This is a genomic window from Streptomyces sp. NPDC007164 (genome assembly GCF_040634135.1).
In the GTDB taxonomy this organism is placed as follows: domain Bacteria; phylum Actinomycetota; class Actinomycetes; order Streptomycetales; family Streptomycetaceae; genus Streptomyces; species Streptomyces sanglieri.
In genome coordinates, this window is record NZ_JBEYFB010000013.1 from 169,857 (window position 1) to 190,863 (window position 21,007).

Below are 21,007 nucleotides of genomic sequence, written 5' to 3' on the forward strand. Positions count from 1 at the left end.
GCGTTCCGGGGGGTGTTCCGGGTGTGTTCCGAGTGAAGGGGAGGCACGCGCGGTGCCGTTCGGGCGGGAGTGCCGTCCGGTGTGGGAGCGCTCCCATGCGTCGATGTCGGAAGGTTCCTGCCTCGGAGGGGTGGGTGTCAAGAGTTGAAGGCGCTTCCGTTGCCCGAGCGTGTCCGGCAAGTCACGGGACCGTGTCCTGCCGAGGTCTTGCCACAACCCGCACGCGCTGCCCGGGATTTCACGCCGTCGGAGGAATGCGCAGGTCAAAGGCGGGGCGGGCAGGACACACCGCGCACCGGTCGCGCCGGGCCTCGCAGCCGTGCCCGCCGCCGGCAGCGGTTCCCGTCATCCGTGGTTCACACCGGCCCGCCCGCCGGAAGGTGAACGGGGCACCGCACGGCGGGGCGACCGCGGGCACATCCACCTTCTCCCTCCGAAGCCGTTCTCCCGCGCCCTTCGGAATCGGCCCGCGCCACGCGCGGCCCGGAGCCCCGCGCCACGCGGCCCACAGCCCCGTTCTACGCCGCCCGCAACCGGGCCAGTGTGGCTTCGAGTTCCGTCTGCGCGGCCCGGCCCGCCGATTCCGCGTCCCCGGCCACCACGGCACGCACCAGCGCGTCATGGGTGGCGTCGCCGTGGTCCGGGTCCTCGCGGCGCAGGCCGAAGAGCTCCACGAGATCGATGAGCCCCTGCCGCAGCGCGGGCGCGAACTCGCCGAAGAGATCGGTGAGTACGGGGTTGTGCGCGGCGTCCACCACGGCCCGGTGCAGCGCGATGTCCGCGTCGACGAACTCGGCGTCTCCCCCGGCCCCGGCCGCCCGCCGAGCGGTGAGCGCCGCGTCCAGCGCGGTCAGGTCCTCGTCCGTACGGCGCCGCGCGGCCAGCCGGGCGGCCTGGACCTCGATCAGCATGCGCACCTCGTACACATCGGTGATCGCGGCCCGGCGCAGCCTGGTCGGCCAGTCCTCCGTCACCCGGTCGGCGATGACGAAGACGCCCGCGCCCTGCCGGGACCGGAGCAGCCCGAGGGTGGCCAGGGTGCGTACCGCCTCGCGGACCGTGGAGCGGCCCACGCCGAGCGTCCTGGCCAGGGTCGTCTCGCCGGGAATCCGCATGCCGACCGGCCAGTGCCCCTCGGTGATCTGCTCGCGCAGATGGTTCGTGGCCTGTTCGACCAGGGGGCTGGGGCGGAGCGGACCGAGCGAGGACACCGGATTCACCTGTCAGGTTGTCTGAGGACTTGTTTTCTGGCTAGTCTACCGGCCATGACGCACAGCGGTCTCCTTCTTCTCGGCTGCCGCGGCGGGGCCTGAAGCGACCGGCACCCCGCCGCGGGATGCCGTGCTGCGCCGGTCGCATCCGGCGATCCGAGAAGAGCCCTCTTCATGTCCGACCGTCTGTCACCGATGCACGGCTTCCCCACCGTCTGCACCCCGCGCGGGCCCGTGCCCGCCGACGCGCCCCGCTGGAATCCGCAGCGGGCGAGCTCCATGCCCTCGCACCGCTACCGCTCGGCGTTCGACCGCGTCGAGATCCCCCTGACCGGCCGCACCTGGCCGCAGGCCCGTATCGAACGTGCCCCGCTCTGGGTGCCCGTGGACCTGCGCGACGGCAACCAGGCGCTGGCCGAGCCCATGGACACACCGCGCAAGCGCCGGATGTTCGATCTGCTCGTCGCGATGGGGTTCAAGGAGATCGAGATCGGTTATCCCTCCGCGAGCCGCACCGACTTCGACTTCGTCCGGCATCTGGCCGGGAGCGACGCGGTGCCGGACGACGTCACCGTGGTCGTCTTCACCCCGGCCAGGCCGGACCTGATCGAGCGGACCTTCGAGTCCATCGAGGGGATGGACCGCGCGGTCGTCCACCTGTACATCCCGACCGCGCCCGTCTGGCGCGACGTGGTGCTCGGCCGCAGCAGGGCCGAGGTGCACGGCACCGTACTGGAGTCCGCGCGGCAGATGGAACGGCTGGCGCGGGCGCGGCCCGGGGCGGACATCCGCTTCGAGTTCTCCCCCGAGGTGTTCATCCTCACCGAGCCGGATTTCATCCTGGAGATCTGCAACAGCCTCACCGAGCTGTGGGACGCCTCCCCGGACCGGCCGGTCATCCACAACCTGCCCGCCACGGTGGAGATCGCGACGCCCAATGTGTACGCGGACCAGATCGAGTACATGCACCGCCATCTGGACCGGCGGGACTCGGTGATCCTCTCCGTCCATCCGCACAACGACCGCGGCACCGGCACCGCGTGCGCCGAACTCGCCGTCCTGGCGGGCGCGCAGCGGGTGGAGGGCTGCCTGTTCGGCAACGGGGAGCGCACCGGCAACGTCGACCTGGTCAATCTGGCCCTCAATCTGCACGCCCAGGGCGTCGACCCGATGATCGACTTCTCCGACATCGACGAGATCCGCCGCACGGTCGAGTACTGCAACCGGCTGCCGGTGCCGCCCCGCCACCCCTACGGCGGCGATCTCGTCTACACGGCGTTCTCCGGCACCCACCAGGACGCCATCAGCAAGGGCTTCGCCCATCACGCGAGCAGCGGCTCCGAGCTGTGGTCGGTGCCGTATCTGCCGATCGACCCGGCGGATGTGGGGCGTACGTACGAGGCGGTCATCCGGGTCAACAGCCAGTCCGGGAAGGGCGGCATCGCCCATCTGCTGCGGAGCAACTACGGGGTGGACCTGCCGGCCCGGCTGCGCGCGGACTTCTCCCGTACGGTGCAGGCCGCGACCGACGACAGCGGCCTGGAGGCCACGCCGAAGGACCTGTGGGAGCTGTTCGACGCGGCGTACCTGGCCCCCGGACGGGCCGGAAACGTGGCCCTGACCTCCTGGTCCACGGACCGGAACCCGGCCGGTGAGCACCGGTTCATCTGCACGCTGCGGGTGGACGACCGGGAGGGCGACTACGAGGGCACGGGCAACGGCCCGGTGTCGGCGTTCACCCGTGCGCTGGCCGCTGCGGGCATCGAGGTGGACGTCCTGGACTTCACGGAGCAGGCGACGGGTTCGGGGCAGGGCAGCCCGGCGATGGCGTACGTGGAGTGCCGGGTGGGCGGTGAGCTGTGCTGGGGTGCGGGCCAGGACACCTCCGTCCTCACCGCCTCGATCCTGGCGGTGCTGTCGGCGGTGAACCGGGCGGGCTGAGGGCGGGCTGAGGGCTGTCCGGAGCGGGCCGGGGCCGTTCCGCGCGGTCCCTGGCGGCGCGTCGCCGGGGGCTGAAGGAGGCGCGCGTCCCGGCCGGCCGGGGGGAGTTGGCCGGCCGGGACGCGCGGTCTAGGGGGTGGAGGACGGTCACGGCCCCCGGGGCGAGGGGCCTGCTCGTACGAGTGGTCAGGGTTCGGTGGTCGGGAACTCGGTGGTCGGGGTTCGGGGTTCGGGGTTCGGTCCTCGTGGCTTCAGGAGAACGCTAGCCGCAGCGGAACCGACAAATGCCACTCTTCGGATCTTGGCCGGACTTCTTATGAACGTCTTAAGGAGCGCATCGGCAGCCTTTAAAAGCCCGGCCGGAGATCGGGCGAAGCTCCGGGCCGAAGGCCGGGCAAAACCCCCGCCGGCGCTCGGACAAAACCCCGGCCGGAGCTCAGGCCTTCCCGGAGCGGAACCGGAGCATCGCGTTCCGGCGCGCCGTTCCGCGTCGCCGCCGCCCCACCCGGTGCCCGCGCCGGTCCCGTTCGGGCCGTTGTCCTTCGAGGCCGATCCAGACGCGCGCCTCCGTGCCGCCGAGCACCGAGTGCCCGATCCGCACATCGCCGCCGGTGGACTCCGCGACCCGGCGGGCGATGTCGAGGCCGAGCCCGGTCGATCCCACCGCGCCCTTCGAGTCTCCCGCCCGGCCCCGGCCGCTGCCGCCCCGGGCCAGGGCCGCCGCCGGGTCGGCGATCCCGCCGCCCGCGTCCGAGACCAGCACGATCACCGCGTCACCGCTGTGGTGCACATCGACGGCGAAGGCGGTTCCCTCCGGGGTGTGCCGGAAGACGTTGCCGAGCAACGCGTTGAGGGCGGCGACCAGTTCGGGCCTGGCGACCGGGATGCGCAGCGTCCGGTCCACCCCGGCCAGGCGCACCTCGCGGCCCTCGTCCTCGGCGAGCGCCGACCAGAACGACATCCGGTCCCGGATCACCTCGGAGACGTCGCAGCCCGCCCCGGCCGCGCCGTTCAGCCCCTGGGAATGCGGGCGCTGTTCGCGGGCGGTCCTGATGATGATGTCGACCTCGTGCTCCAGCCGCTGGACCGCGGCCCGGGTCTGTTCGGCGGCCGGTCCCTCACCGAGCGAGGCGGCGTTGAGCCGGAGCACGGTGAGCGGGGTGCGCAGCCGGTGCGAGAGGTCGGCGGCCAGCTCCCGTTCGTTGGTGAGGAGTTGGACGACCTGGTCGGCCATGGAGTTGAACGCGGCGGCGACCGACCGCAGTTCGGCCGGGCCCTCCTCCGCGACCCTGGTGCCCAGCCGGCCCTCCCCCAGGTCGTGGGCGGCGCCCGCGAGCCGCTGGGCGGGCTCCACCATCCGTACGCCGAGCCGGTCGGCGACCGCGACGGAGCCGACGATCAGCGCGACGCCGACGCCCGCCAGCACCAGCCAGGCGGTGGCGACGCCGTTGGAGACCTCGGCCTCGGGCACGAACACCTCGACGACGGCGGTGTCCCCGGAGCCGAGCGCGGTCGGCTGGAGCAGCGCGGAGCCGCCCGGCACCTCGGTGATCGCGGCGCGCCCCGTTCCCCGTACGGTCTCCAGGTCCTCGCGGGTGGCGTGCCCGGTGCCGACCTCCAGGGGGCGACTGTCCGGCTCGTCGGAGGCGGGGATGTGCACGCCCATCCGGCCCGCGCCGCCCGATTCGGTGGTCAGGACGGCCTTTTCGAGTTCAGCGCGGTCGGTGGTGATGGAGAGTGTCGGGCCGATGGTGGCGGCCTGCCGTTCGGCGTCGGAGAAGGCCCGGTCCCGGGCCATCTCCTTGACGACGAGGCCGAGGGGCACGGCGAAGGCGACCACGACCATCGCGGTGACGGCGAGACAGACCTTGACCAGCGCCCATCTCATGCAGGCCGCTCCGGGGCGGGTGGCTGCAGCTTCACGCCGACGCCGCGCAGGGTGTGCAGATAGCGCGGCCGCGCGGCCGTCTCGCCCAGTTTCCGGCGCAGCCAGGAGAGATGGACGTCGATGGTCTGGTCGTCGCCGTAGGACTGCTGCCAGACCTGGGCCAGGAGTTCCTTGCGGGACACGACGACCCCTGGCCGGCCGGCGAGGAAGGCGAGCAGGTCGAACTCCCGGCGGGTCAGGTCGAGGGTGGCGCCGTCCAGTTCGGCCTGGCGTCGCAGCGGATCGATGGCGAGCCCGCCGACCCGGATCGCGCTCGGCGGCGGCGCCTCGTTCCCGGCGGCGCGCGAGCGGCGCAGCACGGCGGCCATCCGCGCGGACAGGTGCTCCACCGAGAACGGCTTGGTCAGGTAGTCGTCGGCGCCGTCGTTGAGCAGCCGGACGATCTCGGTCTCGTCGTCCCGCGCGGTGGCGATGATCACCGGTACGTCGGTGATGCCCCGGAGCATCTTCAGCGCCTCGGCACCGTCGAGGTCGGGCAGGCCGAGGTCGAGGATGACCACGTCGAAGCGGAAGTGGGCGACCTCGCGCAGCGCTTCGAGCGCGGTGCCCACGCTCCGCACCGTATGGGACGCCTCGGTCAGGTGCCGGATGCGGAACGTACGAACTGGTCGTCCTCGACCACGAGCGCACTTGCCATGGGCGGCACCGTACGCCATCCGGGGTCGGGCGGTGCCGGCCGCGGGGGCAGCGCGACGGTGGGCGGCCCGATGGTGCAGGATGTGCCGGTTACGGTGAACTCGTGCGGCTGTTCAGCCGAAGGCCGAGGGGGGCGGTGCGGGGGACGGCCTGGCGTCCGCGTCGTTCACCGCGGCCGCGCCGCCGGTGAAGTCGGCCAGCGCCCGCCCGTGTTCGACGCGTCCGGGGTGCGGGTCGGTCGCCACCCGGCGGGTCAGCTCCGCGACCTTCAGCGGCAGGTCCGAGGCGAGCAGCACGGCATTGCCGAAGCGGCGGCCGCGCCACACGGTCGGGTCGGCGGCGAGCGCCAGTTCCGGGAAGACCGTGGCCGCGGTGGCGATCTGGGCGCGCAGATGGGTCAGCGGCGGACCGTCCGCGAGGTTGGCGACGTAACTCCCGCCGGGCTTCAGGACCCGGCGGACCTCGGCGAGGAATTCGGTGCTGGTGAGGTGTGCGGGGGTACGGGCCCCGCTGAAGACGTCGGCGATGACGAGATCCGCCCAGCCATCCTGGAGTTTACCGAGCCCGGCGCGGGCGTCGGTGGCCCTGACCCGGATCCTGGCCTGCGGGTCCAACGGCAGTTCCCGGCGCACGAGTTCGACGAGGGCGGCGTCCACCTCGATGACCTGCTGGGTGGAGCGGGGCCGGGTCGCGGCGATGTAGCGGGCGAGCGTGAAGGCTCCGCCGCCCAGGTGCACCACGTGCAGCGGCTGTCCGGGGGGTGCGACGAGATCGGCGATGTGGCCGATCCGGCGCTGGTACTCGAAGGACAGGAACGTGGGGTCGTCCAGGTCCACATGGGACTGCGGGGCGCCGTCCAGCGTCAGCGTCCAGGCGTGCGGCCGCTCCCGGTCGGGCACCAGCTCGGCGAGGGCGCCGTCCACCGGTTCGGCGAGGGGTTCCGTCCTGCGCCCGGTGCGCCCGGCACCGCGTTCGGTCCTGCTCCCGGTCCTGCCGTCGGCCGTGTTCCCGGCCCCGCTCCCGGCCTTGCGGTCGGACCGCTTGCGGGCGCCCGCACCCCCGCCCGACCCTCCTCGACGTGCCACCGCTGCTCGTGCCTGCTCACTGCTTCGCTCCGGACCGGCGTGGAACCGGCCGTGCCGGGGAAACCCGCCCACCTGCCCATTATGGGCGCGCGGCCGGGGAGCCGACGGTCGGCTCATGGGCGCACGGCCGGGGGCCGGCGGTCAGCGGCAGCTGTCGGCCGCCTCGATCAGCCGGGCCGCCTGGTCGAGGGCGGCCCGCAGCACGGCCGGGTCGGTGACCGGGGCGTCCCCCTCGGGCGGCAGCAGCCAGCCGCTGCCGGTGACCGGCGGCTCGGCGGGGATGCGCAGCCCGCGGCCGGCGGTCTGTGTGCAGGCGCTGCCCGGTACGTCCCAGGCCTCGGCGGTCCCCGGCGGTACGAGGAAGCCGAGGGTGTCGCAGGTGCCGTCGTGCAGGACCGGGCCGATGTCCTGCTCGGTGTCCCGGCGCAGGATGTCCACGGCCTCCAGCCCCTGGCGGGCCGGGACGGTCACCAGGTCGCAGGGTTCGGCCCCGTGGTCCTCCGTGGACGCGGGTGCCGCGGCGCCCGTCGCGGCCGGGGTCGTCGCAGTCGTCGGTGCGTCGGTCTCCGTGCCGGGATGCAACAAGGGACCTCTCCTCTCATCGCCGGGCGGAGCCGGTCTCCGTCTCCTCATGGACCAACGCGCCGACTGCGTCAAGGGCTACGGTGCCACGCCGCCGCAAAGGGTGGCAGTTCATGGCGGATCGTGGGCGAGATGCCCGGGTTTGACGAGAAACACCCCGTGTGTGACCTGTCACAGCGGGTACGTTCTTGCTCCGCCGGGACACCGGAAGCAGGAACCCCGGCTGCGGAAGAGAGGTTCCGGTCCATGGTGTCGACAGGGGCAGTTCCCAACCTCGCCTTCCGGCGGCTGCGCGGACAGCGCTCCGCCGGGGAGTTCGCTGCCGCGGTACGCAGATCCGCCCGCGAGATCGGTGAGCAGGTCGCGTGCGACGCCCGGTACATCGGACGCGTGGAGTCCGGCGAGATCCGCTGCCCCAACTACGCGTACGAGCGGGTCTTCCGGCACATGTTCCCCGGGACGACCCTGGCGGACCTGGGCTTCTCGCCGCGCGAAACCGTGCGCGGCCGGGTGGCGCGGGCCACCGCCGAAACCCCACCACCCCCTACGCTCCACAGCGACACCGACGAGGAGAGCGACGTGCTGCGTCGCGTATTCATGACGAGCGGCACCACCGCGATGGCGGCCGCGACCCTGGGCCCGGGCGGCACGTCCGCCGCGGCCGCCGCCCCGCCCGACCCGCGCCGGGTCGGCGAGAGAGAGATCGGCGCCGTCGAGAAGGCGGTGCGGCAGATCCGGCTGCTCGACGACCGGCACGGCGGCGACGGCCTGTACCGCAAGGCGTCCGGGCCGCTGCGGGCGGCCTACGCGCTGCTCGACTCCGGGACGGCCACCAAGCGTTCCACCGTCGGCCGGCTGCACGCCGGAGCGGGCGAACTGGCCATCTCGGTGGGCTGGCTGGCCCATGACTCGGGCCGGTTCGAGGACGCCCGCTCGCACTACGCGGAGGCGCTCGCGACGGCGCGGGTGGCCGGTGACGCGGCGCTGGAGGCGCACGCGTTCTGCAACGCTTCGTTCCTGGCCCGGGACACCGGGCGGCCCCGTGAGTCCGTGCGCGCGGCGGAGGCCGGGCAGCGGGCGGCGCAGCCGCTGGGCTCGCCCCGGCTGCTGGCCCTGCTCGCGCTGCGCGAGGCGGGGGGCCGGGCGGGGCTCGGGGACCGTACCGGCTGTGAACGGGCGATCGGCCGGGCGCACACCGCGTTCGGGCGCGGGCCCCGCGACGCCGATCCGGAGTGGATGTCCTTCTTCCGGGAGGCGGAGCTGGAGATGCTGGAGGCGCAGTGCTGGTCGGCGCTGGGCGACTGGTCGCGGGCGGCCCGGCACGCGCTGCGGGCCATCCGGCTCCAGGACCCGCACTTCACCCGGAACCTGGCGCTGTACCGGGCCGAGCTGACCTGGGACCTCGCCCGCGCGGGCCGGGCCGCGGAGGCGGCGACGGCGGGCCATCAGGTGCTGGACCTGCTGGACCGCGTCCGGTCGACCCGCATCCGGGCGATGCTCGCGGAGGCGACGGGGGTGCTGATGCCCCGGCGGGGTGTGGCGGAGGTACGGGGCCTCCTGGAGCGGTACGCGGAGCTGACGAAGAGCGCCACGTAGCTCCCGGCGGTCTACCGGTCCAGGTGGCCGGTGTCGTTCCAGCGCTCGATCGCGGGTGCGCCGTACGCCCATCCCAGTACCGACAGCGACGTGGGATCGAGCCGGACGCGCGCCGCGAACGACACGTCCTCACCGAGCCACCGCGCGCCCAGCGCCCGCAGGATGTGGCCGTGGGCGAAGACCAGCACATCTCGGTCGGCCGAGCGGGCCCACGCCACGATCTCGTCGGCGCGGGCGGACAGCTCGGCCAGGGTCTCGCCCTCCGGCACCCCGTCGCGCCAGATGAACCAGTCCGGACGGATCGCCTTGATCTCGGCCGGGGTCATCCCTTCGTACGCCCCGTAGTCCCACTCCATGAGCGCGTCCCACGGCTCGGCCCGGTCCCCGAACCCCGCGATCTCGCAGGTCTCCCGGGCGCGCACCAGCGGGCTGGTGCGCACTTCCAGGCCCGGCAGCTCCGCCCACGGCCCGCGCCGCAGCCGTTCACCGAGGAGCTTCGCGCCCGCACGGCCGGTGTCGAGCAGCGGGATGTCGGTCCTGCCGGTGTGATTGCCCTTGACGGACCATTCCGTCTGGCCGTGCCGGGCGAGCAGGATACGCGGTGCCATGACGGCTCTCCCTGAACTGAGATCTGAGGCCGGAGATCGGTACGCGGCGGATCATCCGGTTTTCCCATCATCTCGCACATGATCGCGAGGCAACCCGAGGGGCCCGAGCGGCGTCCCACTCTGCGCGGAGAAATCTTTGGAGCGCCCGGCAGCAGGCACCCGCGCCGCCCACTGCCGGGCACTCCTGCGCGCCCGGGGCTCCGGAACGGACCCCCGGGGAACCCCGACCGATCCACACCGTACGGTTGAACGCCCGCCGTCGGCCGCAGGAACACATGATGGAGAGCTTCCGGATGCAGCATGCCAGCACCGCACCCGTGCCGCGCCCGAGGCCCCGTTGGTGGACCGAACTGCCGCTGCTGGCCCTGGTGTACGGGGCCTACTCGGCGGGCCGGCTGGTGGTGCGCGGCGACGTGTCCACCGCCATCGACCACGGCCTGAGCATCCTGCGCCTGGAGCAGACGCTCCACATCAACCTCGAACATCCGCTCAACCGGCTGCTCACCGCGCACCCCTCGATAGGCATACCCTCCGACTTCGCGTACGCGTCCCTGCACTACGTCGTCACCCCGGCCGTCCTGATCTGGCTCTTCCGCCGCCGCCAGGAGGTGTACCGCCGGGCCCGCGCCTGGCTGATGACCTCCACGCTGCTCGGTCTGATCGGCTTCACGCTGCTGCCGACCTGCCCGCCCCGGCTGCTGGAGGCCCGGTACGGCTTCGTCGACACGATGGCGCAGTACAGCTCGTACGGCTGGTGGGGCACCGAGGCCAGCGCCCCGCGCGGCATGGGCGGGATGACCAACCAGTACGCGGCGATGCCGAGCCTGCACGTCGGCTGGGCGCTCTGGTGCGGAATCCTGCTGTGGCGCCACAGCAAGAACCCGTACGTCCGGGCCGCGGGCGTCGTCTACCCCCTGATCACCACGTTCGTGGTGATGGGCACGGCCAACCACTATCTCCTCGACGCGGTCGCGGGTGGAGCCGTGATGGGCGTCGGAGCCCTGCTGGCCCGGCCCGTGATGCGTCTCGCGGACCGGGTCCGGGACCGGGTCGGAGCCCGCTTCCCGCGGATCGCCCCGGTCGCCCCGGCCGCGGAATCCCCGATTGTCAGTGCCGGATGCAAGACTTCCGCGGGTGAGCGAATCCCTGGCCAGCGGACCACCTCCGCAGACTCCACCGATGCCGCGGCATCGGCCGACGCAGACGCCTCGGCCGGTCGCGCACCCCGGGCCGGTCCCGGCGCCCGCGCAGGAGCGGGATCGACCGGCGACGACGCTCCGGCAACGGCTCGCTGAGCTGCGGGGACCGACCGTCCCACCGCGTCCGCTGGACGCCCGCGCGCTGGCCGCCCTCGCCGCCAACCCCGGCTGCCGGCGCCGCGCCCTGCTGGACGGCGCGGGGGTGGACAAGTCCGCGCTGGCCACGGCGCTCGGTTCGCCCGCCCCCTTCGGGCAGTCGCAGTTCGCCTTCGTCCGGGGCAACGCCTTCGAGGCCAGGGTCAAGGCCGACGGCGGTACGGAGCTGATGCGGCTGCTGTACGAGCGCCTCGGCGGCGGTGGCCCGGCGCCGGACGAGGTCTCGGTGCCCGATCTGAGCGCGGCGGGCCCCGAGGGCCGTGCCGCGCGTACGGCGCTGGCGCTGCGGGAGGCGACCGCGGCGGGCGGCTGGGCGCTGCTGGACCACCCCATGCTGGCCCTGGAGGTGGCGGGCTCCCCCGCCTATCTGGAGCCGGACGCGGTGGCGGTGCACCCCGACGGCACCTGGACGGTCGTCGAGATCAAGTCCTTCCCCATGGTCGACGGCTCGGCCGACGCGGCGAAGGTCGGCGCGGCGGCCCGGCAGTCCGCCGTCTATGTGCTGGCGCTGGAGCGGATCGCGGAGCTGACCGAGGGCGCCGAGGTCGGCCACCGGGTGCTGCTGGTCTGCCCGAAGGACTTCTCCAACCTGCCCACCGCCTCGGTCGTCGACGTGCGCAAGCAGCGCGCGGTCACCCGCCGTCAGCTGACCAGGCTGACCCGGATCGAGGACATCGCGGCGGCCCTGCCCGAGGGCACCACCTTCGACCCCCAGTGCCCCCGGCCGCAGCTCGACGCCGCGGTGGAGGCGGTCGGCGCGGCGTACGCCCCGGAGTGCCTGGCCGCCTGCGAGCTGGCCTTCCACTGCCGGGCGAAGGCCCGCGCGGCCGGTGCGGTGGAGGCGCTGGGGCGGAGTGTGCGCGGTGAGCTCGGCGGGCTGACCACGGTGGGCGAGGTGCTGGCGGCGGCCGCGGGCAAGGAGGGCGACCCGGCGGACCCGACGGTCGCGGCCCTGCGGCGCGCGGCGGCCCTGCGCGCCGAGGCGCTGGCGGGCGGTCCGGCATGTCACTGATCAGCACCCTGGCCCGGCTGGAGGCCGTGGAGAGCGGCCGTGCGCAGCCGATGGCGACGGTCCGGCACCGCCATCTCACCGACCGGCCGCTGGTCCTGGTCCCGCTGACCACGGCCGGTGAGGCGGGCGCCCCGCTGGGCGCGCTGGTCGGGACGGACCGGGAGGCGCCCCGGCTGCTGGTGGTCTCGCAGCCGCGCGACCGGGACCTGCGGTTCGCGTTCCTCGCCGAGCTGGCCGAGGCGGTGCTGCCGCACATCGAGGCGTACGAGGACGTCGTCGAGCCGGCCGAGCGCAACGAGACCGATCCGGAGACCGGGAAGAAGGTCAGGGTCGAGGTCGAGCTGTGCGCGGACGCGCCGCAGCTGATCGTGCCGAGCCGGGCGGGCATCGAGTTCGTACGGCTGCTGGGCCGTTCGATGCGGTTCCGGCGTACGGCCGAGGACGATCCGGACACCCCGTATCCCGTCCCGGCCCGGGTTCCGCTGCTGGGCCGCTGGCTGACGCACTACGGGGAGCGGGCCCGGGTGCCCGGCTCCTCGCTGCTGCTCGCCGCGACCGATCTGCTGAACCGGCACTGGGCGACCGGGCAGAGCAGCCTGGAGGATCAGCATCTGGGCGCGCTGCTGGCCTGGATCGACGCCCCGGCGGGCGAGTCGGGGGCCGCGGCGGCGCTCCGTGCGGAGCTGGACCGGGACGGCGGCGGGCAGCTGCTGTGCCCGCCGGCCGGTCCGGCCACCGACCCGGCGTTCGACAACCGGCTGCTGGCGCCCGCCATCGAGAAGTACGACCGGGCGCGCACCTCGCTCGCGGCCGCCGAGGACGGACTGGCGGCCGATGCCCGGCTCGGCGAGCTGACCGCCGCCGAGCGGGAGATCCGGGCGCTGCTGGCCGGCGTGACGCGGCCGACGTGGGACGCGGTGTGGCGGGGGCTCGACCTGCTGCGGGAGCTCCCCGAGGGGTCCAGGTCCGAGGACCGCTGGACCAGGGACCGCTGGTCGTTCACCGGTCACCGGGACCGGGTGCGCTCGGGCGAGCCGCCGCAGCCGCGCCGGGACGACGCGGTGACGGCGGCGCAGAAGCTGGCCTCGCGGGAGACGGCGCAGGCCCAGCTGGAGGCCCAGGAGGCGCTGGACGATCCGCTGGTGCTGGCCGGGCGGCGGCTGGCCGGTGAGGCGTTCGTCGCGGAGGTGACGGAGGTGGTGATGGCGTACAGCGAGTCGAAGCGCCCCGCGCCGCGCCCGCTGGTCACGGTCCGTACGGACGAGCACCCGCATCTCGGCGAGCGCACCAAGGTGTACCGCTCGCTGGACGGCAAGCCGCAGACCGCCGAGTTCGTGGCGTACGCCGAGCCGGCGGACGGGGGCGCGCCGCCGCTGGTGCTGCGGATCACCGACCGGATGGGCCGGAGCAAGGAGCCGGCCCCGGGTTCGGTGCCCGAGCCGGGCGACCGGATCGCCTGGACGCTCTTCGAGCACGATCAGCGCGGCGGCCCGAAGCTGCCGGACCCGGAGGAGACGCCCTGGACGCACGGCGGCCCGCCGGGCGCCGCCGCCGGGCATGCCGAGAGCCCCGATCCTGTGACTGCGGAGGACCTTCTGTGACGGCCGTATTCGACCCGGGCGCCCAGGCCGCGCGGGCCACCGAGGCGATCCTCGCCGACACCCTGGGCGGTACGTCGCGCGGCATCGTGGTGGACTCCCCGCCGGGTGCGGGCAAGTCCACGCTCGTGGTGCGCGCCGCGCTCGAACTCGCGTCGGCCGGGCACCCGTTGATGGTGGTCGCGCAGACCAACGCCCAGGTCGACGACCTGGTGGTCCGGCTGGCCGAGAAGGACCCGGGGCTGCCGGTGGGCCGGCTGCACAGCAACGACACGGACCCGTACGACAAGGTGCTGGACGGCCTGGCCAACGTCCGGAAGTCGGCGAAGGCCGGCGATCTCGCCGGGCTCGACGTGGTCATCTCGACGGCCGCGAAGTGGGCGCATGTGAAGAACGTCGAGCCGTGGGGCCACGCGATCGTCGATGAGGCGTACCAGATGCGTTCGGACGCGCTGCTGGCCGTCGCGGGGCTCTTCGAGCGGGCGCTGTTCGTCGGCGATCCGGGCCAGCTGGACCCGTTCTCGATCGTCGGCGCGGACCAGTGGGCGGGGCTCTCGTACGATCCGTCCGCGAGTGCGGTCTCCACGCTGCTCGCGCACAACCCCAGGCTGCCGCAGCACCGGCTGCCGGTGTCGTGGCGGCTGCCCGCGTCCGCCGCGCCGCTGGTCTCGGACGCGTTCTATCCGTACACCCCGTTCCGCAGCGGTACCGGCCACGGCGACCGGCGGCTGTCGTTCGGCGTCGCTTCCGACGGCTCGGCCCCCGACCGGGTGCTGGACGAGGCCGCGGAGTCCGGCTGGGGCCTGCTCGAACTCCCGGCCAGGCACACCCCGCGCACCGACCCGGAGGCGGTACGCGCGGTGGCCCTGGTGGTGCGCCGGCTGCTGGACCGGGGCGGCGCGGCGACGAGCGAGCGATCCCCCGACCCGGTTCCGGTGACGGCGGACCGGGTCGCGGTCGGCACCGCCCACCGCGACCAGGCCGCGGCGGTACGGGCGGCGCTCGCGGAGCTGGGTGTGACGGGCGTCGCGGTGGACACGGCCAACCGGCTCCAGGGCCGCGAGTTCGATGTGACGGTGGTCCTGCACCCGCTCTCCGGCCGCCCGGACGCCACCGCCTTCCACCTGGAGACGGGCCGGCTCTGCGTGCTGGCCTCGCGCCACCGGCACGCCTGCATCGTGGTGTGCCGGGCGGGCGTCACCGAGCTGCTGGACGAACACCCGTCCACGGAGCCGGTCCAGCTGGGTGTCACGGTGAAGTTCCCGGACGGCTGGGAGGCGAACCACTCGGTGCTGGCGCACCTGGCCGAACACCGGGTCTCCTGGCGCCCGTGACCGGTGCGCCGGCTCATGGGACGTCGGCGCCCGTGACCGCCCCTCCGGGCCCTCTTGCGGGACGTTGGACAATGGAGGGTGGCCATCGGGCCCGCCCAAGGAGGAAACACCACATGCCACAACCCGAGCGGAACGAGCGGCAGCGGCTGCGCCCCGCGCCCCTGCTCTTCGAGCCGTCGGCGGCCGTCGCCGATCCCGAGCACTTCTTCGATCTGGAGTCGATGGACGACCCGAAGGAGTTGCTGTCCCGCGCCACCGAGCTGTCCCTGGCGTTCCGGGCCGCGACCGACCGCGCGGTCGAGTTCCAGGCGATCGCCGCTGCCCAGCTCGCCGATCCGCGCCGGTTCGACCGGCTCACGACCGCGGACATCGCGCAGCGCGCGGAGTGGACCGAGGACTACGCCAAGAAGATGGTCGAGTTCGGCCGGAGTCTGCTGGGCGGTTCCGCGCCCTGACGGCCGCGCGGGCCCGGGGCCGGGCGGCCCGCCCGGCCGGTCCTGACTCCGGGTAGAACCACTGGCATATGCCCGAGCGCAAGATACTCCTCTCCACCCCGGCCTGTCCCGGTTTCCGGCAACTCTCGGAATCCGCTTGATCACTGCCGGTAGACATGCCCGTATGACCGCATGGCTGCCCGACAACTCGACCCTGCACCACGGCGACGCCCCCCACCACGGCGCCGGCCTCTTCGCCGATCTGCGGAACCAGGCCACGAACCAGACGGCACAGGTCACGGCGGCCGGTGCCGCCTGGCTGGCCGGCGCCACCGCGTATCCCCGCTCCACCCTGGCCCAGTGGGAGGCGCATCCCTCCTCGCCCGGGGTACTGCCGTGCGGGTCGGCCTTCGACGTGGTGAACGTGCCCACCCTGTTCGGGCGCCGGATGCTGGAGCACCTGTGGTCCGACGGTCCCGGCTCCGGGCCGGTGGCCACGCACCGCGGCCGGATGCTGCTGTTCGCCTCGCCCGGCACCGCCCAGCGGCTTCCCTCGCTGCTCGACTGGGAGGAGTGGGGCGGCGGCCCCGAGCCCCGGGCCGCCATGGGCCCGCGCGGGCACGACGACGGGGCCGACGGCGACAGCAAGGTGCCGCCGCTGCTCTGCCACGGCACCGGGGACGCGGTGACCGTCCCGCCCCTGGCCTGCACCTCCACCACGCCCGGCCCCCGCTGGCTGGTCGCCCCCGACACCCGCAGCCCCTGGCTGCCGGGCCCCGACGTACTGCTCTGGGCCTGTGTGCGGGTGACCAGGTCGGCGCCCTCGTCGGCGGCCAGGAATTCGATTTTTCCTACCGCCGATCCGGATGCTAATGTCTACGACGTCAGCAGGCGCCGCTAGCTCAGTTGGTTAGAGCAGCTGACTCTTAATCAGCGGGTCCGGGGTTCGAGTCCCTGGCGGCGCACAGACGGGAGAAACCCCCTCGCGAGAGCGAGGGGGTTTCTTCGTTCCCGGGGCGGGCCCCTACGTTCCGGTGGTGATCCGGACGGTCCAGGCGCCCGACGGCGTCCGGTCGGCGACCTCGACCTTCGTGCGCCCGCCGGGGATGCTGTACGTCTCGCCGACCCGCAGCGGGGCGTCCGCGAGCGGCGCGTAGACCGAGCGGTCCCAGCAGGCGTCGGTGCGGGGATGGGTGTCGAGGACCTCGACCGGGCCGCCGCCGGACGGGGTTTCGTTGCGTACCCGGTAGAGCAGGACCCCCTCGGTGCAGGTCGTGCTGTCGTTGCCGGTGGCGCTGCGGGCCTCGATGGCCACGGCGCTGTCCTCGCCGGTCCTGATCACCGCGAGCCGGGTGCCGGTGGAGGCGCCGGGCTCGGGCACGGCGGCCATCGGCTCCAGGGTGATGTCCCGGCTGCCCTGGACACAGATCACCTGTCTGCGGTCCAGCCAGCCGAGTTTCCACTTGTGCCAGCCGAAGAAGTCCGGCGCGAGTCCGAACTGACTGCCCATCACGTCCCAGTCGCCGACGTAGGTGTCCCAGTCGCCCTTGCCGTCGGACGGCCGGTGGTAGAGGTCCGGCAGGTCGAAGACGTGCCCGGTCTCGTGGGCGAGCACATTGTGGTCCGGCGGGTGCTGTTCGAAGACGGTGACGACGCGGCGGATGTCCGTGCCGTCGGCGCGCAGCGGCTGGTCGAAGTTGACGACCTTGGTGGCGTCGGAGTCGACGCCGGGGGCGTCCGGGTCGGCGATCAGGTAGACGATGTCGTACCGGGAGAAGTCGATCTTCGGGTCGGCGACGGCGACGGCGTCGCGCAGGTAGGTGCTGCGCCGCTCGTTGTCCCAATCACGGTGTATGCCGTACTGGTCGGACGTCTTCGGCATCCGGATCCACTGCCGCATCGGGTGCGGGCGCAGGTCGAACTTCCCGTACGAGGCGCGCCGGAAGAACTGGCTGGTGGCGGGGAAGTAGTCGGCGGCGAGCTGGGCGGGGGTGGCGGCGGGGCGGTGGTCCGGGAAGGAGAGGAAGACCATGACCGCGTCGAGGGCGTGATCGGGGCGGGGGTAGGCGCCGTTCCAGTCGCTGACGCCGAGCGAGTGGTGCGCCTCGGTCCGGGGCAGGGCGCAGGGGCCCGCCTCTCCGGTGGCGGCCACGGCGGGCCCGGCGACGAGGGAGGTGGCGACGAGCGCCAGGAGAGAGGTCGCGGCGGCGGCCACACCGCGCAGGCTCGGTCTCTCCACTCCCCCGGTCCCGTGCTGGCGCGGCACATCCACCTCCGGGTGCGAGCTGCGGTCACCCACTCACCCTGTGATGGTTCAAGGCTTCCGTCCTGTTGAGCTGCCCCAGTCGAGTCAGCGGCCGACCGAGGCCCCAACCCTCACGGACAGTCACAATCGATCAACGAGGCATTACGGGGGAACGCAATCGCTCGGAAATGATCGGATAAGGGCAAATCGGAACCATGCGCGAATGGCCCATGCGGGGCGCACGCGGGGCGTGGAAGGGTCTGGCGCTGGAACGGCCGACGCACCAGCCTCTATGCTTCACCAGGCTTTCCCACGTGGTTTCCGCCTCCGACCCAGGCGCTCCGCGTGACGGGCCAGTCCGGCCACACCTGTTCAGGACAGAACTGCACGGCGGGAGCGAACGGTGAGCGGAACGTCCGAAGGGCCCGGGCCCACGGCGGGCACACCCAGGCATTCCGCAGGACCGGCGACCACGGAACGTCACACTGCGTGGCCTCTCGCCGGGACCGGTGGATCCGAGCCGCACGGCTACCGGGCCGCGTTCCTGGCCGCTACGCTGCCGATGGCCGTCGTCGATCACGAGGGCCTGGTCGTCACCGCCAACGAGGCCCTCGGCGTCCTGCTCGGCCGCTCCGCCGCGGCGCTGACCAGCCAGTCCGCGGCCGATCTGCTCGACCTCGCGGCGGACGGCCGCACCTGGCACGCGTACCGCGAGGTGCTGCACGGCCGGCGCTCACGGTTCCGCCGCACCCACCGGCTCAAGCACCCCGACGGGCGGGCGCTGTGGGCCGAGGTCACCGTCGTACCGATGCCCGAGCAGGAGGCCGGCGCATCCGGCGGCGCCGGGCCCCGCCGGATGCTGCTCTCCGTCTCGGACATCAGCGACCGGCGCGAGCTGCAGAAACGACTGCGCCACCTCCAGATGCACGACCCGGTGACCCGGCTGCCCAACCGGACGCTGTTCTTCGAACGGCTCTCGGCCGTCCTGGAGGCCCCGCCGTACGACGACGGCGGCTCCGGGCGCGGCCGGGTCGGGCTCTGCTACCTGGATCTGGACGGCTTCAAGGCCGTCAACGACACGATGGGCCACCGGACCGGCGACCGGCTGCTCGCCGCCGTCGCCGCCCGGCTCACCGACTGCGCGGCCCAGGACGGCCCGCACCGTGACGGCGCCCATCTCGTGGCGCGCCTCGGCGGCGACGAGTTCGCGATCCTGGTCGAGGACTCGGCTGGCACCCAGCAGCTCACCGACCTGGCCCGCACGGTGCTCGCCGCGCTCCAGCAGCCCTTCGACCTGGCCGGGCAGCGGCTCTCCGTCTCCGCCTCGATCGGGGTGGTGGAGCGGGCCGTGACCGGCACCTCGGCCACCGGTCTGATGCAGGCCGCCGACACCACGCTGTACTGGGCGAAGGCGGACGGCAAGGCCCGCTGGACGGTCTTCGACCCGGAGCGGAACGCCCACCGGATGACCCGGCAGACGCTCTCGTCCACGCTGCGGCCCGCCGTGGAGCGCGGCGAGTTCACCATCGAGTACCAGCCGCTGGTCGGCATGGCCGACGGGGTCGTGCGCGGGGTGGAGGCCCTGGTCCGCTGGAACCATCCGCAGTTCGGCATGCTGTCGCCGAATCGGTTCGTCGCGATCGCCGAGGAGGACGGCTCGATCGTCCAGCTCGGCCGGTGGGTGCTCCAGTCCGCCTGCCGCCAGGCCCGGCGCTGGCAGCTGGAGCACCCCGCCTATCCGCCGCTGTTCATCAGCGTCAATGTCGCCGTACGCCAGGTCTGGGACTCCGACCTGGTCACCGATGTCGCGGAGATCCTCGCCGAGACCGGCCTGGATCCCTCGCTGCTCCAGCTGGAGCTGACCGAGTCGGCGGTGATGGGTTCGGCGGGCCGGCCGATCCAGGCCCTCCAGTCGCTCAGCGAGATGGGCGTGCGGATCGCCATCGACGACTTCGGCACCGGCTACTCCAACCTCGCCTATCTGAGCCGGCTGCCGGTCTCGGTGCTGAAGCTGGACGGCTCGTTCGTGCGTGGCTTCCGCTACGACGACGGCGCCCACCCCTCCCCGGCCGACGAGACGATCGTCGAGGCGATGGTGCAGCTGGCCCACCGGCTGGGCCTGACCGTCACCGCGGAGTGCGTGGAGACGGCCGGCCAGGCGGAACGGCTGCGCAGGATCGGCTGCGACACCGGGCAGGGCTGGCTGTACTCGCGCGCGGTCGCCCCGGAGCGGATCGCCGAGCTGATCGGCGCCCGCCCGATGACGCACTGACACCACCGGAGCCGGCGCCCGCCACGGCCGTGGGCCGGATCAGGCCGTGGGCAGCGCGTACGCGTCCGCGATCAGTTCGTAGCTGCGCAGCCTCGCCTCGCCGCCGTGGGCGTTGGCGGTGATCATGAGTTCGTCGGCGCCGGTGCGCTTGGCCAGGTCGTCGAGGCCGGTACGGACCTCGTCCGCCGTGCCGTGGACGATGTTGGTGAGCCAGCCGTCGACGAACTCGCGCTCCATCGGGCTGAAGGCGTACGTCTCCGCCTCCTCGGGCGTCGGGACCAGGCCGGGGCGGCCGGTGCGCAGCCGGACCATGGACAGGGCGCCGCTGAGCACCTGGCGGCGGGCCTCGCGTTCGTCGTCGGCGGCCAGGGCCGAGACGCCGATCAGGGCGTACGGGGCGTCGAGCACCGCGGACGGCCGGAACGACTCCCGGTACAGGTCGAGCGCCGGAATCGTGTTCTGGGCCGAGAAGTGGTGGGCGAAGGCGAAGGGCAGCCCGAGCACACCGGCCAGCCGGGCGCTGAAGCCGGAGGAGCCGAGGAGCCAGAGCGGCGGGCGGGCCGGCGACTGCACGCCGCCCTCGGCCGTCGCCTGGACCGGGCCGGGGACCGCGTGGATACGGGCGTAGGGGTGGCCGTCGGGGAAGTCGTCGTCCAGGAACCGGGTCAGTTCGGCGAGCTGCTGCGGGAAGTCGTCCGCCCCTTCGTTCAGCCGGTCGGTGCGGCGCAGGGCGGCGGCCGTCGCACCGTCGGTGCCGGGGGCGCGGCCGAGGCCGAGGTCGATGCGGCCGGGGGCCATGGCCTCCAGGGTGCCGAACTGTTCCGCGATGACGAGCGGTGCGTGGTTGGGCAGCATCACGCCGCCGGAGCCGAGCCTGATGCGGTCGGTGTGCGCGGCGAGGTGGGCCAGGATCACGGCGGGCGAGGAGGAGGCGACGCCGGGCATCGAGTGGTGTTCGGCGACCCAGTAGCGGTGGAATCCGCGGCGCTCGGCGAGCCGCGCGATGTCCACGGAGGTGCGCAGCGCCTGGGTGGCGGTGCGGCCCTGCCCGACGGTCACCAGGTCCAGCACGGAGAGCGGAACGGTGGCCGTCCCCTCAGCCCTGCCACGGATCTCGTCGCCTCGAATCTCGTCCACGTCCTGGCCTCTT

16 protein-coding genes, 1 tRNA gene and 1 pseudogene are annotated in these 21,007 nt (G+C 73.5%); 10 read left to right on the forward strand and 8 right to left on the reverse strand.

Annotated elements, in window-relative coordinates; translation table 11 throughout:
• Positions 1-518 precede the first annotated feature (518 nt).
• Complete coding sequence (locus ABZ622_RS19075; RefSeq protein WP_360544543.1) at positions 519-1,211, reverse strand: FCD domain-containing protein; 693 nt, start codon at positions 1,209-1,211, stop codon at positions 519-521.
• A gap of 174 nt (positions 1,212-1,385) precedes the next feature.
• Between ABZ622_RS19075 and leuA the strand changes: the two genes are divergently transcribed.
• Positions 1,386-3,152 (forward strand): 2-isopropylmalate synthase, encoded by a 1,767-nt coding sequence (gene leuA / locus ABZ622_RS19080; protein WP_360544545.1) that lies wholly within the window; start codon positions 1,386-1,388, stop codon positions 3,150-3,152.
• Between the two features lie 436 nt (positions 3,153-3,588).
• On the opposite strand, the gene ABZ622_RS19085 is transcribed toward leuA, so the two are convergent.
• The 4 genes and pseudogenes from ABZ622_RS19085 to ABZ622_RS19100 all read right to left on the reverse strand — a co-directional run bounded on the left by ABZ622_RS19085 (position 3,589) and on the right by ABZ622_RS19100 (position 7,406).
• Positions 3,589-5,040, reverse strand: coding sequence for a HAMP domain-containing sensor histidine kinase (locus tag ABZ622_RS19085; protein WP_360544547.1), 1,452 nt, complete (start codon positions 5,038-5,040; stop codon positions 3,589-3,591).
• Positions 5,037-5,737, reverse strand: a pseudogene (locus ABZ622_RS19090) (response regulator transcription factor). Before ABZ622_RS19090 ends, ABZ622_RS19085 begins: the two are co-directional and overlap by 4 nt.
• 112 nt (positions 5,738-5,849) lie before the next feature.
• On the reverse strand, positions 5,850-6,659 hold the full coding sequence (locus ABZ622_RS19095; RefSeq protein WP_360544594.1) for a fused MFS/spermidine synthase: 810 nt from the start codon (positions 6,657-6,659) through the stop codon (positions 5,850-5,852).
• A gap of 303 nt (positions 6,660-6,962) precedes the next feature.
• A complete protein-coding gene (locus ABZ622_RS19100; protein ID WP_360544549.1) occupies positions 6,963-7,406 on the reverse strand; it encodes a hypothetical protein in 444 nt (147 codons plus the stop codon).
• 243 nt (positions 7,407-7,649) lie between these two features.
• On the opposite strand from ABZ622_RS19100, the gene ABZ622_RS19105 reads away from it, so the two are divergent.
• Positions 7,650-8,999, forward strand: a complete 1,350-nt coding sequence (locus ABZ622_RS19105; protein WP_360544551.1) for a tetratricopeptide repeat protein — start codon at positions 7,650-7,652, stop codon at positions 8,997-8,999.
• Between the two features lie 11 nt (positions 9,000-9,010).
• Here ABZ622_RS19105 and ABZ622_RS19110 read toward each other — a convergent pair whose 3' ends face one another.
• Positions 9,011-9,607, reverse strand: coding sequence for a histidine phosphatase family protein (locus tag ABZ622_RS19110; RefSeq protein WP_360544553.1), 597 nt, complete (start codon positions 9,605-9,607; stop codon positions 9,011-9,013).
• Positions 9,608-9,900: 293 nt separating this feature from the next.
• On the opposite strand from ABZ622_RS19110, the gene ABZ622_RS19115 reads away from it, so the two are divergent.
• The 7 genes from ABZ622_RS19115 to ABZ622_RS19145 all read left to right on the forward strand — a co-directional run bounded on the left by ABZ622_RS19115 (position 9,901) and on the right by ABZ622_RS19145 (position 16,305).
• Positions 9,901-10,902 (forward strand): phosphatase PAP2 family protein, encoded by a 1,002-nt coding sequence (locus ABZ622_RS19115; protein WP_360544555.1) that lies wholly within the window; start codon positions 9,901-9,903, stop codon positions 10,900-10,902.
• Positions 10,787-11,974, forward strand: coding sequence for a hypothetical protein (locus ABZ622_RS19120; protein WP_360544557.1), 1,188 nt, complete (start codon positions 10,787-10,789; stop codon positions 11,972-11,974). The genes ABZ622_RS19115 and ABZ622_RS19120 overlap by 116 nt, the downstream gene beginning before the upstream one ends.
• Positions 11,965-13,575: a hypothetical protein gene (locus ABZ622_RS19125; protein WP_360544559.1), complete on the forward strand. Its 1,611-nt coding sequence runs from the start codon at positions 11,965-11,967 to the stop codon at positions 13,573-13,575. Before ABZ622_RS19120 ends, ABZ622_RS19125 begins: the two co-directional genes overlap by 10 nt.
• The gene (locus ABZ622_RS19130) at positions 13,572-14,906 is read left to right on the forward strand and encodes an AAA domain-containing protein (RefSeq protein ID WP_360544561.1); all 1,335 of its coding nucleotides are present in this window, start codon (positions 13,572-13,574) and stop codon (positions 14,904-14,906) included. Before ABZ622_RS19125 ends, ABZ622_RS19130 begins: the two co-directional genes overlap by 4 nt.
• A gap of 113 nt (positions 14,907-15,019) precedes the next feature.
• Positions 15,020-15,361 (forward strand): hypothetical protein, encoded by a 342-nt coding sequence (locus ABZ622_RS19135; RefSeq protein ID WP_360544563.1) that lies wholly within the window; start codon positions 15,020-15,022, stop codon positions 15,359-15,361.
• 163 nt (positions 15,362-15,524) lie between these two features.
• Positions 15,525-16,241 (forward strand): bifunctional DNA primase/polymerase, encoded by a 717-nt coding sequence (locus tag ABZ622_RS19140; RefSeq protein WP_360544565.1) that lies wholly within the window; start codon positions 15,525-15,527, stop codon positions 16,239-16,241.
• Positions 16,232-16,305 (forward strand) — tRNA-Lys (locus tag ABZ622_RS19145). The genes ABZ622_RS19140 and ABZ622_RS19145 overlap by 10 nt, the downstream gene beginning before the upstream one ends.
• A gap of 59 nt (positions 16,306-16,364) precedes the next feature.
• On the opposite strand, the gene ABZ622_RS19150 is transcribed toward ABZ622_RS19145, so the two are convergent.
• Positions 16,365-17,579: a M6 family metalloprotease domain-containing protein gene (locus ABZ622_RS19150; RefSeq protein ID WP_360544567.1), complete on the reverse strand. Its 1,215-nt coding sequence runs from the start codon at positions 17,577-17,579 to the stop codon at positions 16,365-16,367.
• A gap of 409 nt (positions 17,580-17,988) precedes the next feature.
• Between ABZ622_RS19150 and ABZ622_RS19155 the strand changes: the two genes are divergently transcribed.
• Complete coding sequence (locus tag ABZ622_RS19155) at positions 17,989-19,857, forward strand: EAL domain-containing protein (protein WP_360544569.1); 1,869 nt, start codon at positions 17,989-17,991, stop codon at positions 19,855-19,857.
• A 39-nt stretch (positions 19,858-19,896) separates the two neighbouring features.
• Here the strand turns inward: ABZ622_RS19155 and ABZ622_RS19160 are convergent, their stop codons facing one another.
• A complete protein-coding gene (locus ABZ622_RS19160; RefSeq protein ID WP_360544571.1) occupies positions 19,897-20,994 on the reverse strand; it encodes an LLM class flavin-dependent oxidoreductase in 1,098 nt (365 codons plus the stop codon).
• Positions 20,995-21,007: the final 13 nt, after the last annotated feature.